Origin of the sequence: Blautia sp. DFI.6.71, assembly GCF_020593585.1 — a bacterium.
In the GTDB taxonomy this organism is placed as follows: Bacteria; Bacillota; Clostridia; order Lachnospirales; family Lachnospiraceae; genus Blautia_A; species Blautia_A wexlerae.
Window position 1 is genome coordinate 35,414 of sequence record NZ_JAJDMJ010000027.1, and the last position, 13,561, is coordinate 48,974.

Annotated in this window: 15 protein-coding genes; 1 reads left to right on the forward strand and 14 read right to left on the reverse strand. The window is 40.9% G+C overall.

Features of this window, described 5'->3' with window-relative positions; all coding sequences use genetic code 11:
- Nucleotides 1-45: 45 nt before the first annotated feature.
- The 10 genes from LJE12_RS12120 to LJE12_RS20680 all read right to left on the reverse strand — a co-directional run bounded on the left by LJE12_RS12120 (nt 46) and on the right by LJE12_RS20680 (nt 8,856).
- Nucleotides 46-474 (reverse strand): BMC domain-containing protein, encoded by a 429-nt coding sequence (locus tag LJE12_RS12120; RefSeq protein WP_008705594.1) that lies wholly within the window; start codon nt 472-474, stop codon nt 46-48.
- Between the two features lie 11 nt (nt 475-485).
- The gene (locus tag LJE12_RS12125; protein WP_008705595.1) at nt 486-851 is read right to left on the reverse strand and encodes a BMC domain-containing protein; all 366 of its coding nucleotides are present in this window, start codon (nt 849-851) and stop codon (nt 486-488) included.
- A 405-nt stretch (nt 852-1,256) separates the two neighbouring features.
- A complete protein-coding gene (locus tag LJE12_RS12130; protein WP_195480945.1) occupies nt 1,257-2,693 on the reverse strand; it encodes a C40 family peptidase in 1,437 nt (478 codons plus the stop codon).
- Between the two features lie 507 nt (nt 2,694-3,200).
- Complete coding sequence (locus LJE12_RS12135) at nt 3,201-4,673, reverse strand: N-acetylmuramoyl-L-alanine amidase family protein (RefSeq protein ID WP_055059880.1); 1,473 nt, start codon at nt 4,671-4,673, stop codon at nt 3,201-3,203.
- Between the two features lie 351 nt (nt 4,674-5,024).
- On the reverse strand, nt 5,025-6,011 hold the full coding sequence (locus LJE12_RS12140) for a diaminopimelate dehydrogenase (RefSeq protein ID WP_008705602.1): 987 nt from the start codon (nt 6,009-6,011) through the stop codon (nt 5,025-5,027).
- Nucleotides 6,012-6,203: 192 nt separating this feature from the next.
- Nucleotides 6,204-6,851: a J domain-containing protein gene (locus tag LJE12_RS12145; RefSeq protein WP_055053726.1), complete on the reverse strand. Its 648-nt coding sequence runs from the start codon at nt 6,849-6,851 to the stop codon at nt 6,204-6,206.
- The gene (locus tag LJE12_RS12150; RefSeq protein WP_227226891.1) at nt 6,844-7,689 is read right to left on the reverse strand and encodes a DUF5685 family protein; all 846 of its coding nucleotides are present in this window, start codon (nt 7,687-7,689) and stop codon (nt 6,844-6,846) included. Before LJE12_RS12150 ends, LJE12_RS12145 begins: the two co-directional genes overlap by 8 nt.
- Before the next feature lie 53 nt (nt 7,690-7,742).
- Entirely contained in the window at nt 7,743-8,153 is a 411-nt protein-coding gene (locus LJE12_RS12155; RefSeq protein ID WP_008705607.1) for a hypothetical protein, read from the reverse strand.
- Nucleotides 8,154-8,191: 38 nt separating this feature from the next.
- Nucleotides 8,192-8,701, reverse strand: coding sequence for a flavin reductase family protein (locus LJE12_RS12160; RefSeq protein ID WP_055150836.1), 510 nt, complete (start codon nt 8,699-8,701; stop codon nt 8,192-8,194).
- Nucleotides 8,698-8,856, reverse strand: coding sequence for a DUF6783 domain-containing protein (locus LJE12_RS20680; protein WP_320055411.1), 159 nt, complete (start codon nt 8,854-8,856; stop codon nt 8,698-8,700). The genes LJE12_RS12160 and LJE12_RS20680 overlap by 4 nt, the downstream gene beginning before the upstream one ends.
- On the opposite strand from LJE12_RS20680, the gene LJE12_RS20685 reads away from it, so the two are divergent.
- Nucleotides 8,788-8,937 (forward strand): DUF6783 domain-containing protein, encoded by a 150-nt coding sequence (locus LJE12_RS20685; RefSeq protein WP_306452300.1) that lies wholly within the window; start codon nt 8,788-8,790, stop codon nt 8,935-8,937. The genes LJE12_RS20680 and LJE12_RS20685 overlap by 69 nt on opposite strands.
- A 12-nt stretch (nt 8,938-8,949) precedes the next feature.
- Here LJE12_RS20685 and LJE12_RS12165 read toward each other — a convergent pair whose 3' ends face one another.
- From LJE12_RS12165 to LJE12_RS12180, 4 genes are all read right to left on the reverse strand, one after another.
- Nucleotides 8,950-10,152: a class I SAM-dependent rRNA methyltransferase gene (locus tag LJE12_RS12165; RefSeq protein ID WP_025581119.1), complete on the reverse strand. Its 1,203-nt coding sequence runs from the start codon at nt 10,150-10,152 to the stop codon at nt 8,950-8,952.
- Between the two features lie 456 nt (nt 10,153-10,608).
- Nucleotides 10,609-11,223: a GNAT family N-acetyltransferase gene (locus tag LJE12_RS12170; protein ID WP_227226890.1), complete on the reverse strand. Its 615-nt coding sequence runs from the start codon at nt 11,221-11,223 to the stop codon at nt 10,609-10,611.
- Nucleotides 11,213-12,808, reverse strand: a complete 1,596-nt coding sequence (locus LJE12_RS12175; protein ID WP_020993380.1) for a DUF1002 domain-containing protein — start codon at nt 12,806-12,808, stop codon at nt 11,213-11,215. The genes LJE12_RS12170 and LJE12_RS12175 overlap by 11 nt, the downstream gene beginning before the upstream one ends.
- A gap of 112 nt (nt 12,809-12,920) precedes the next feature.
- Nucleotides 12,921-13,475, reverse strand: coding sequence for a manganese efflux pump MntP (locus tag LJE12_RS12180; RefSeq protein WP_008705613.1), 555 nt, complete (start codon nt 13,473-13,475; stop codon nt 12,921-12,923).
- Between the last annotated feature and the right edge of the window lie 86 nt (nt 13,476-13,561).

Below are 13,561 nucleotides of genomic sequence, written 5' to 3' on the forward strand. Positions count from 1 at the left end.
TTACATAAGCACCATCGATACAGAATAACTGACTTTTCGTATGTTTTAACTTTTGTGAACTGCACAAGTCTTAAAGCCAAGCACCTCTCTAAAAAATTTCACCACTTCTTCCACTGCAGTCTGAACTTCCGTCAGACCTCCCGTAAGGATCAATGATCCGCTGAAGCGATCCATGAAACCAATCTCCACATTTGCACTTTTCACTGCAATATCAGCAGCTACAACCACTGCTTCCCATGGGGTAAAACGAATCATTCCGATTGCTTCTCCTGTGTGGTCTTCTCCCTCATGGACTCCAATATGCAAACCAAGATTCTGATAAATACAGCTCTGTGAAGGATTGATCACATGCGCCAGGCACACTTCCTTTCCCGGAACCCTTACCCTGGTCATACGCAGTTTTTTTCCCTTTAGTTTCTCATAATCCTGGTTATAAAGCTTTTCCAGTAATTCTCTGGTTGTCATCCCTGCCATCCCAACACTTCCTATCTTTTGGTAATCTTGCAGACTACATAACCCAGAGTGTCTCTGAAATAATCCACAACCTCAGTCATCGCTGACATTACATCGGAAATCTCTCCCGTAATGATCAGTGTGCCTGTAAATCGATCTGCAAATCCCAGATAAACATTTCCGCTTTTTACCGCAATATCAGATGCAATCACTGCAGATTCAGGCGGTGTCATATTCATAATTCCGATTGCAGATGAACGATAATCCACCTGCGGATTCAGTCCAAGCTTCTGGTATATGACCGGAGCCGGCCCTCCCATTACATGTGCAAAAGTAATCTCCTTGCCAGCAACTGTTTCCTGTACAATTCTTATGTGTTCTACATGGTCATTTGCCATTTATCATTCCTCGCTTTCACTATTCAACTATAATCCGGATAATTCATGAGAATATTCTTTCCCACTGATGTCTCCAAAAACAGATTTAAAATTTTATATGTATCTCTTCAGTTACATAAACTGTACTATCCATCCAATTTTATGTCAAGGTAAAATCCACCTGAAAGTCGGTAAAATATTATACATGGTTACGGTTCACTCCGTTCACAGCAACACGCTTCGCGATGCACAGAATTTATGCTAATCGCATAAATTCGCACGGTATGTCTCGGAATTTTGGCATATTCATGCCAAAACACCTCGCGGAATAATGATAACTACTTATACATAAAGAAAAGGAGCATCAGCCCCCTTAGCGATACTCCTTTTCAACCCCTATAAATTTAATTATTTATACTTATTTAATTATACCAGTCTTCTTACAGAAACAATCGTTCTGTACGCTGCGTTATCACTGATCTTAATTCCATCTACAGAGTTCGATGCATGAACGATACGTCCATTCCCCATATAGATTGCAACGTGTCCACCGTAGCAGATCAAATCGCCCGGCTGTGCATCAGCATAAGATACTTCTGTACCGGCATTCTGCTGTTCATAAGAAGTTCTCGGAAGACTTACTCCGAAGTTTGCATATACACTCTGTGTAAATCCTGAACAGTCAGCTCCACCTGTAAGGCTTGTACCGCCCCATACATATGGATTGCCAACAAACTGTGTTGCAAAGTCTACTACAGAAGATCCTGATCCTGAACCTGAAGATGAAGAACTATCTGAATCAGATGACTGTTCACTCTCATAATCATCTGGTGAAACTGTATTATCAGAATCAATCACATTGCCATACTCATCGTACTCTACATCATCAGAAGCTCCTGCATTGTCAACAGGATCACCATTTTCATCATATTCTACACCATCATCTGATTCAGACTCATCATCCGCATCATCAGTATTCTCAATCTCATTTCCGTCTTCATCATACTCTACATTTTCTTCGTCTTCTGATTCGGAGTCCTGTTCCTGCTCTGCAGCTTTTGCTGCTGCCTCTTCTTCTGCCGCCTGTCTTGCAGCCTCTTCCTCAGCCTGTCGTCTTGCCTCTTCTTCTGCTGCGATTCTTTCAGCTTCCAATCTCTGAATTTCAGCTGTCTGTTCCGCTAACAGATTTGCATATTCTGTCGCCTGCTGCTGTGCATATGCAATTTCATTCTCATAATCGGCTGATTCAGATTTCTTCTGATCGATCTGGCACTGAAGATCATAAGACTGCTGTTCATAAGAAGCCTTCATCTCTTCCAGTTCTGCTTTGTCAGATTCATACTGAGTCTTTAAATTATTCACCTCATTAATAGTATTCACATATTTATCAAGATTCTTTCTGTCCTGCTCATACATCTGCTGTGTATTCTCAGCACGTGTCAGAAGTTCACTTAAATCTTCTGAATTAAGCATCATCTGAAACCACGCTGCATCCCCACCCTGTTCATACAGTGCCTGAATACGAAGCTTCATGCTCTCATACTGCTTATCTCTCGCCTTCTGAGCCTTAGCCAGATCCTGTTTTGTCTTAATAATATCTACTTCTTTATTATCGATATCTCCTTTAAGAGTATCAATAGAAACCATAACACTTACAAGATTGGAATCCAGTTCGGAAATCTCATTCTCAAGCTGTGATTTCGCATATGCAAGCTCATCCATTCTGGAATATGTAGCATCCAGCTGCTGACTTGTGATCGCCTGCTCTTCTCTCAATTCATCCTCTCTTGAAGCACTTACACTAACAACCTGTGTTGCGCTCATCAGGAGTGCTAATGTAAGACATACAATTCTTTTCTTCATGAATTCTCACCCTCGTAACATTTTCTTTCTATATCTTAATGTTTTTGCAATATCTAAGTTAATTCTTATACATATTAACACACCACACTCAAAAACGCAAGGATTAATTACCATAAATTTTATATTTCTGTAACATTTATTAATCTTTTTGTTATTCTTCGCATTTCTTTCTACAATTCAAACATATTCCATTTCATGTTTGTAATAATTTAACACAGGACAAAGATATCTGATGCAGGGTTACTGTTCACACACCACTATCCCGCGAGGTGTTTTGGCATGAATATGCCAAAATCCCGAGACATACAAGCCAAAATTCCATTGCCGCAGGCAATCTGGAATGAATTTTGGCTACGTTACTGTGAACGGAGTGGACAGTAACGTAGCAGGACTTCACGCTATAGTGAATTGGATTGTTTGCATTATTTATGGAATTACTACAGAACGCAAAAAAAGAAGCAGCCTCCTCTTTCGAAAGCTGCTTCCATTTTCTTAACTATTCACTTCTCAGCTAAACAGATCTGCAAGAATCTGGTCTGCGGTCATATTCATATACCCATCCGGATCAGAAAGCGTACTTCTGTTCCATCTCAGATAATTACCTCTTCTGATATAGTTACCAGATGAAGTATGATAATCATACTTGGTATATCCCGGATATCTTGACATATACTTCTGTGCCAGTGCAATCGCCTGACTGGAATAACCACCGGACGGAGTAGGTGTACCTGCAATCTGAACACCTGCATTCGGGGTAGAATGCACGATCACTGCACTCTTATCAGCACACTGTCCGAGAATGATCCATGTATGTCCACTGTCATATCCCACATCTCCGGGATATACTGTCCAGTCATCACTTGCCAGATTCGCCTGAGTGAGAATACTTCCCCAGCCCATGGACTTATAATAAGAACCAATCTCACCGGAAACTACTGTATATCCGCTTCCTACACCGGACTTACTCTGCATTACCTGATAAGCTGACCATCCTACGAAACCGGAACAGTCAAAACCTTTTGCTCTGTTGGCTGTGCTGAGATCTCTGTAGTTATTGTAATCATAACTGCTGCTCTGACTGTTATAGAAATCAGTCATTGTCTGACTTGTTCCTTTTCTGGTGGAATCATTCCATCCGCCACCCCATACGTACAGAGCCTGACCAACAGGCTGTAATGCACCTGCCAGATAATTCTTGATTGTTCTGGAACCGGTCGGACTTGTAGTATTGCTCAATATACCATTGGAATTAAAATGGTATTTCTGTCCATCAATTGTTACATCTCCGGTAGCCATCACACCGGTTTCCTTATCAAAATAATACTTATTTCCGTCAATTGTCGTCCAGCCTACAGCCATCTTGCCGCTGCCTGTATTAAAGTAGTATTTCTTTCCATTCAGTGTCTGGAAACCTTTTGCCATAATTCCGTCTTCAGTTTCAAAATATCTGTATTCATTGCTGGAATTCTTTGTCCAGCCGGTAAGCATATAACATGCACTTGTAAAATACCTGGTATTTTTCTTACTGTCTGTAAGGAACGTCTTGCAGGCAGCCACTCCACTGTTACTGTAGAAATAATATCTCTTTCCCTTCAATGTCAGCCATTTCGTCTGCATGAATCCGGTAGATGGATTAAAATATCTTTTCTGATCCTTTGAATCAGTGACCCAGCCTGTCATCATGATACCAGCCTGTTTACTGAAATATCTCTTTCGTCCTTTACTGTCAGTAACCCAGCCCTTTACCTGAACACCGGTCTTTGTGTTAAAGTAATATTTCTTTCCTTCAAGTTCCAGCCAACCCTTCTGTTTAGAGCCATCTTCATTTATGTAGTATGAATCTCCGTTAATAGTTACAAAACCTGTTTTCGTTGCAGCCTGTACATTTGCCGCAGTAAAATACATGGAAACTCCCACAGCAAAAAACAGCAGAAACAGAAGTGCCCCCCAGATTTTAAACTTCCTGTTTACGTTTTGCATACATACCTTCCTTTTCTTTTTTCATTATCAGAGCGTGTCCGAAAAGTATGAATCGTGGGTATCGCTCTGATATCTCACATACTTCTCAGATACGCTCTAAGGTTTAACAAAGTTTTTTACAATGTTATTACGTTTCTATGACTCTATTATATTACACTTTAAATATCCCGTCAACAGACAAGTAAAATTCTGTTAAACATTCACTAATTTTTCACAGTCTATTCCATAAAAAAAGAGACAAAGTCCACAAATACTTTGTCTCTTTTCACAAGATAACACTGTGAAATATAACCTGTATACCTGTTTTCTTTTTATTTTTTCAACAGACAGAATATTATCTTATATCCCTGATCACAACAGATGCTTTCTTAATTCAGCACCATCAGCAGCACATAAATAAGCAGGTGCCACATCAAATACGGTCTTCGCACCACTCTGTCCTTCTTTATTCATACGATATGCAGCTCTTGCATATGCAACAAGTACAGAAGATGTAAACTCCGGATTGGAATCCAGCTTCAGACTATATTCGATCACATGATTGTTCTCATCATTCCAGCCCGTTTTTCCGGATCGGATCACGAAACCGCCATGTGGGATTCCACTGTGATCTCGCTTCAGTTCTTCTTCAGAAATAAAATGTACAGTTGTGTCATAGTCAGAGAAATAGTTAGGCATAGTCTTGATATCATTCTCAATCTGTGCCAGATCCGCACCTTCCTCTGCAACTACAAAGCATTCTCTTGTATGTTTCTGTCTTGTTGTAAGATCCGGATTTTCTCCGTTTCTCACTGCTTCCAGTGCTGCTTCAACAGGAATTGTATACTGTTTTGCATCTTTTACGCCTTTGATACGGCGTACTGCATCTGAGTGTCCCTGGCTTACACCCTTGCCCCAGAATGTATAATCCTTTCCGTTTGTAAGGATTGCATTTGCATAGAGACGGTTCAGTGAGAACATTCCCGGATCCCAGCCCACTGAAATAATTCCGATATGACCGCTTTCTTTTGCAGCTGCATCAACTGAATCAAAATGCTCAGGAATTCTTGCGTGTGTATCAAAGCTGTCAATTACATTAAACATCTTCGCATATTCCGGTGTCTGTTTCGGGAGATCTGTTGCACTTCCGCCACAGATGATAAGTACATCGATCTTATCTTTCATTTTTTCGGCATCATTGACAGAATATACCGCTGCTGTCTCTGTAAGGATTTTAACAGTTTCCGGAGCACGACGTGTAAATACAGCAACAAGCTCCAGATCCGGATTATGTTTGATTGCGCACTCTACACCGCGGCCAAGATTGCCGTAGCCTAAAATACCAATACGAATACTCATTATGATTTCCTCCTGTAACCTTAATTATATGTTTGCAACTGTTGCATATCATTACAGTTGCACATTATCACTTTACTATAGTAATATTTTCACTTTTAATTGTCAATCCAATTATTACCAAAATTTCATTGCCGCAGGCAATCTGGAATGAATTTTGACTACGTTACTGAGAACGGAGTGAACAATAACGTTTTAGCAGCAAAATATGCCGCTTCCCGGGCAACACAGACTGCATGCCATATTTGCCAGGCACAGCTTCATACAATAATCATCACCGCCTGTCGGCATACCTCCAAAAGGATTCTGCATCTCCTGATACCAGTTTCCTCCGCCTTCCATCTGCTGCAAAACCATCTGATACTGTACATTATCCGGTTCCAGACGGATAGCCTGCTTAATATCATTCAATGCATTTACGTTATTTCCAAGTCCCATGTTTGCCATGGAAGACAGATAATACCACTGTCCATTCCTCTGTGAAAGTGACTGCAGAACATTCATAGCCTCACGATAATGACCACTCTGGATATAATTGGCTGCCGCCTGTCTGCGCATAGACTCTTCATCCTGATAGCCAGAGTCTGCCTGTCCGGAAAATCCGCCAAAACCACCGTAATTATTGCTGCCATAATTCCCGTAACCGGCTCCCTGCTCTCTTTCCTTCATAATCTGCTCATAAGCCTGCTGAACCTGCTTGAATTTCTCCTCAGCCTGTTCTTTATTCGGATTGTCAATATTGGCATCCGGATGATACTTTCTGCTCAGCTTACGATATGCCTTCTTCACTTCTTCATCGGATGCATCTCTGGAAATCCCCAGTATACTGTACGGATCAATCATTATCTTTCTCTCCTGCTTCTTTTCTCTTCTTATGGATCACCTCAAACCGGCACCATACCCCTGAGTAAAGAATATTTCTCAAAATATCAGTGTATTCTATAATAGGAAGTTTCTCAAACTCCCTGCAGGTCTGTGCCATCATCATGATCAGAATCCGGCGTACCTGCTCATCGAACCCTTCTATTATATATTGTTCTGAAAAAGGATTGTAATTTTTATTTTTTATATCCTCTTCCACATCATCGTATGCATCCAGAAGATAAATAAATTTGCCAAGAAAAAATCCCATTCTGCGCAGAGTATCTTCCCATACATCCTGTTTCCATGCAAAAATCTCTTCCATAATTTTTCCGAAACAGCCCGCCATTTTGTCAATGTCTTTTTCTCCAGATTTCTCCATCTCAGACAATTCACTGAGAAGCTTCTGTATTCTTCGGGATTTATCCGGATATTTCTGATCCAGTTTTTTCACTTTTCCCTGAAGAACTTTTGAATAACCAAGAGCAGTTACTTTTTTTTCATCCTCCCAATCGTCCCGGCATTTATAATAAGTAAGAAGTACATTCATATCTGCCGCATATTCTGTCACTGTATTTCTTCTGACCGGCTGTTTACATACCGGGTGAATGATACATCTTGTGCTTCCCTTTTGTGTGGGCGGCTCATAAAGCGCACTGAGAAGAATCACCACAAATGTCATATCATAAGTCAGAGAAATCTGTCCTGATATTCCATATTTACTTTTGAGTTCTCTGCACAATCCACAGTAAAAGGATCTGTACAGATCAAAATCTTTAAACTTGATTTCAGGCTTATTCATTACTATATAACCAAACATAATTCCTCCAGCCCATAACTTATGATGATCTGCCAGAGCGTGTTTGCAGCAAATCAACGTCTTTTGATAAACTTCTCATGACATTTCGGACATTCAATCTCTACCTTCTGTCCTTTTCCTCTGGGAATACGAATTTTCTGTCCACAACCCGGGCAGGTATAGATATGATGTGTTTTTCTCTGCTCCATCATATTTTTCTCTCTGGTAAACCAGCTACGGATTTTCTGAGTATATCCCAGATATTTCTGATTTTCCGCATATCGTGCAGAGATATTTCTGGAAAGGATTCTGAAATATGTATAAATGATAAGAATAAATCCAACTGTATCCAGAACGCCTCCGGCTGCATTTTGTCTCATAAAAGAACCTACAACAATGACGAAAAGTGCCACACCGAGAGTGAATCTTGCAAAATTATCCACTCCATAACGCCCCTGCATGAATCTGTTTAATTTGTCTTTCATTAAACTACCTCTTTTTTTACTGTTTGTAATGCATTTTTTTACTCTCTGACAAGAACTTTCAGGATCTCTGCAATATACATGGTATGGTAGTCTTTCTGCGGATACCACTTACCGTCGTTTTCCCCGGCATCAAAGCATTCCGGTTTAATCTCATCATGATACATTTTTTTGCAGACCATGATCATGTCAGCTTCTTCAATTCCGGCTGTTCCGTCTGTAAAGTAAGGAGTCAGTCCTGCTTCTTTAATCTTGTTATCCACATTTTTTCCGGAAACCTTTCCGCAATAATTTAATGCCTTGCGATGTTTTTCTCCCAGAACAGAAATTGTAAATGTATCTTCCCTGTCCACAAATTCCTTGGTGTATCTCTGAGGACGGATATACACTGTCACTGCGTTCTTTCCCCACATAACACCCATTGCACCCCAGCTTGCTGTCATGGTATTGCATTTTTCTTCATTTCCGGCTGTGATCAGCAGCCATTCCTTTCCAATCTTGGTAAATGGATTCATTGTCAGTTCTTCTGCTTTTACTTCTCTGAAACTCATAATATTATTTCCTCTCTTTCTTTATTATGTACTCTTATGATGTTAGAGCGTGTCTGAAAAATACTTTCCGCAAGATATATGTCACAATTTGTGGGAGATTTTGCCCGGATGAGGGCGTCGTAGCTGGCTACGGCAACCGAATTCGGGCAAAATATACCGCAAAGTGGGGCGTGCAGATTGTGGAAATGATTTTTCAGACACGCTCTAGGGGCAAAAGGTATTTTGCCCCTACCTGATATGCCAAATAATCATCTGTCATTGCATACCTGGAATATATAAAACTTCAGATAGTAAGACTCATCTGCCGCCCACAAGATCGGATGATCCGGTGCCTGTGTCCTGTATTCTACCTGGCGAAGTCTTTTATGTACATTCTTTGCTGCCTGTCCGATGGTTTTGGTAAATAATTCATAGTCCATAAAATGAGAACAGGAACAGGTTGCCAGAAATCCGCCGTCTTTTACCAGTTTCATGGCACGCAGATTAATCTCTCTGTATCCTTTTACTGCATTTTTAATGGAATTTCTGGACTTGGTAAATGCCGGAGGATCAAGAATCACAACATCAAATTTCTCACCCTTTTCTTCCAGTTCTGGAAGCAGTTCAAAAACATCCTCGCAAATAAATTTCACATTGTCGGATAAACCATTCAATGTTGCATTAGCGGTTGCCTGATCTACCGCCAGCTGAGAAGCGTCCACACCGGTTACGCTCGCAGCTCCTGCAATTCCGGCATTGAGTGCAAAGGAACCTGTATGTGTAAAGCAATCCAGAACTTTCGCATTCTTACAGAGCTTCTGAATTGCAAGCCTGTTATATTTCTGATCCAGGAAAAATCCTGTCTTCTGCCCGTCCTTTACATCAACTTCATATTTTACGCCATTTTCTTCAATCTGCACAAGTGTTGGAAACTCTGGTCCTATAAAACCCTTAACCATTTCCATTCCTTCCTGTTTGCGCACCTTCACATCGCTTCTTTCGTAAACACCGCGAATAGTGATCCCATCTTCTGCCAGGACTTTCCTGAGGAGTTCTACGATTGTTTCTTTAAAACGATCGATCCCCAGAGCCAGTGACTGAACTACCAGTACATCCGAAAATTTATCCACCACAATTCCTGGAAGGAAATCTGCCTCTGCAAAAATCAGACGACAGCATCCTGTATCTACCACTTTCTTACGATATTCCCATGCATCACGTACACGCTTCTCCAAAAGTTCTTCATTAATATCAACATTTTCATCTCTGGTCATAAGACGTACCGTAATCTTAGAATTAGTATTAATGAACCCTCTTCCCATAGGATATCCGTCAAAATCATGGACAAGTACAATATCACCGTTCTCGAAATTTCCCATGACTGTATCTATCTCATTATCAAAAATCCACATTCCGCCGGATTTCAGAAGTCTTCCCTCTCCCTTTTTCAGAGTTACTACTGCCATTCCCATTCGTATTTCTCCTTGTATTTTTATGTTTATCTTTTGTCAATTATATGACTCTGTTTTCTATAGCAGCCCTCATAAATAAGTTACTGTTCACTCCGTTCCCAGCAACACGCTTCGCGATGCAGGAAATATGAACCTCCTTGTGCAATGCCCAAGGAGTATCGTTTGCTTCGCAAACTTAATTTATGCTAATCGCATAAATTCGCGCAGTATGTCTCGGGTTTTCTGTGACCTTCGCTCACAAAAAACACCTCGCAGGATATTACCAGTGAACAGTAACATAAATAATGCATTTAAGACAGTTTCAGATTTCACACTCTGATGGGCCGGATTAAGATTCATTATTTACGAGGATTGCTATAATCACATCATTTTATCACATTCATCTCATTTTTTCCATACATAACAAAAAGCAGCCGGCAAAATCACAAAAATTTCACCAACTGCTTTCCATTACTATTATTGTTTGCTGCTTTTCACAACCTGTGCAGGGGACTTCCCTGATTCGGTTAAATCCTTAAAAAGGATACATCTTGGCAGACCTCCGTAACAGAGTGCCGTTCTCTTAACTTCATATCCATGGATTTCCATATTATGTCTGCTGAACTGATTATCCGGATGTATGGTGCACATCAGATAATAATATTGGTCTGTATCCAGCAATCTCTCCGCTTCTTCCAGCATATGCCCCTGCAGCCCGTTTCCCCTGTATGCACAACACACAACTGCCGAATCCATGACTGCAACATGGGAAAGCTGTTCCTCATCAAAATCAAGATAAGTTCCCAGATTATCTTCCCTGTTTTCAGGATATTTAATAATGAAGAAACCCGCAACAGAACCATCTGCTGTCTGTGCCACGATCACAAAACCCTGTTCTTCTATATGTGTCCTGACATATTCCTCATCATCAGATACAAACCAGTCCGGATGCTCTTTATCATTCTTCGCTTCATGCATAACAGCCATGATCTCATCCACATCTGTCATCTCTGCTTTTCGTATCCTGAACAATACCTTTGCAGAACCATCCTTATTCTCTGAAATCTGCATGATGCTTTGATTATTCTGCATTTTCCTCGCCGCCTGCAGTCTCTGTGGAATCTGCATCCGTTGTATCATAAGTCTCTGTGCTTTCTCCGTAGAGTTTCTCAAAGAATTTCATTGTTTCATTATATAAGGTCTGTCTGTCATCATCTGAAAGTTCTCCAAGCTCCGGACTTGCCTGTGCATCTGCACTTAATCCGAAGATTTCCTTCATGGACTTATCTACCATATTGAGCTCTGTACTCATGTAAATCTCTGTTCCATCTGCCTGATAAGAAGCTGTGCCTTCTGTAAGAATTTTCAGATATGCCTTCTCCACATTCTTAGCAAGAGTTGCACCATTTTCAGCATCAAGAGTTACGGAAGCTGTTGCTGTTTCATCTTCCATAGCTGTTGTAAGAGCAGTGGTATCGCCTTCATATTCTCCCTTGCAGAAATTCTCAGCTTTATCAAACATGGTTTTCTGATCTTCTGTCAGTGCAGAAGTATCCAATTCATCTGATGTGGTATCATTTTCTGTATCATCTGTTCCTTCATCGGAGTCTGTATCACCTTCATCTGTATTTCCAAGCGTACTGTCATCCGTAGTTTCATCACCATCCGGCTCCTGCGGTTCCTCTGTTTCGCTGAGGTCTCCGTCACTCTGATCGTCCCCGTCGTCCTCAATCAAACCTGAATCCTCCTCCAGCGATGGATTCTCTGTGGAACTCTCTACGATATCTCCGCCTAAAGCACTGTTATCCACATTATTCAGGATATCATCACCATCTGCTGGATCACCTGCATTTACAGTGTCATCCTCTTCATCATCAATATCACCAAGCTCATCATTATCACCGGATGTATTCTGTTCTACCTGCTCCAGTGTTGCTTTTACATCATCATAATTGTACTCCTGCTGCGCAATCTGTTTCAGAAGCTCTACAATCTTATTAATCTGGTCAGAATCCAGATTTACATTATTCTGCTGAGCAACATTTACTACGATATTATAGATATCATCCACATTCTGGACATTATCTTTGATAACCTGTATCTTCGAGTTATTCATAACAGTAGTTGCATCATTCTTTCCAACCTCATCAGCCAGATTTCCTGTCACTACCATTTCCTCTGTAGCAAGTTCTTTCTTCGTGCTGTCAAGCTGCTCCCCTGTAGCTGTCTCGTACGCCATCTGAATACCTGTAAGCGCTCCGGTGCCGGATACCTCAAACGGGCAGGCTGCTACCACTTCACAGTTCTTGACACCTGATGTGGAAAGTGACGTTGCAATCATGTTACATGTTACCCAGTTAAGGTTGGCTGTTCTTACTTTGATACCGCCTGACTGAGTCGGCTTTACATATGCACAGCTTACTGTTCTGGTTCCGATCTGCTCTAACGGTACATAAGCACTCAGATGATCTCTCTCATCCTGATTAGTAATCGTGAGGATCTGTACCTGGTTACTGTCTACATTAAAATATTTCATCATTGTATTCTTCTGGTCCTGAGTAAGATCAGCTCCCAGTGTCACAACCTTCACTGAATCTGCCATTGTCGGTACAGCAGTTCCTGAAAGTACCAGACATGCACTGCATAAAAGTGCTGCTGCTGTTTTTACTTTTTTCATAATAGAAACCTCCCTGATATGTTATTTAAATTATTCAGGCGGATAATCATTTCATGCCTGTTCATTGATAGTAGTATTATAACACGTTTGAGTTGAGATTTGTAATTATTATTTATATCATTCCCAGTCCTTCCAGCAGGATTTTTGTACCTATGAGGATAAGGATAATACCTCCGCATAATTCCGCTTTGGATTTGTATTTCATTCCGAAAAGACTGCCTATCTTTACCCCTGCTGCTGAACAGACAAAGGTGATCACACCGATAAAGGATACTGCTGATACAATCTCTACTTTCAGAAAAGCAAATGTCACTCCCACTGCCAGTGCATCAATACTGGTAGCCACTGCAAGGATGAACATGGATTTTATATCCATATCCGCATTTACATGTTCTTCCTCTTTCGATTCTTTGATCATGCCGGCACCAATGAACACCAGAAGGACAAAAGCTACCCAGTGACTGTATCGAGTAACCTTATCTGCAAAGAATCGTCCGCCAAAATATCCCACAAGGGGCATTAATGCCTGAAATCCCCCGAACCATGCGCCTGCGATACACATATGCTTTGCATTGATTCTGCCCAGGGAAAGGCCCTTACAGACAGATACTGCAAATGCATCCATAGACAAGCCTATCGCCAGTATAAAAAGTTCAAAAATATTCATGTGTTTTTTGCTCCTTTTCCTATATAAAATAATTTAGGCGTTTGCGAAACGCCAAAAGCCGCATAAATACGGCATTTTTTTGTTGT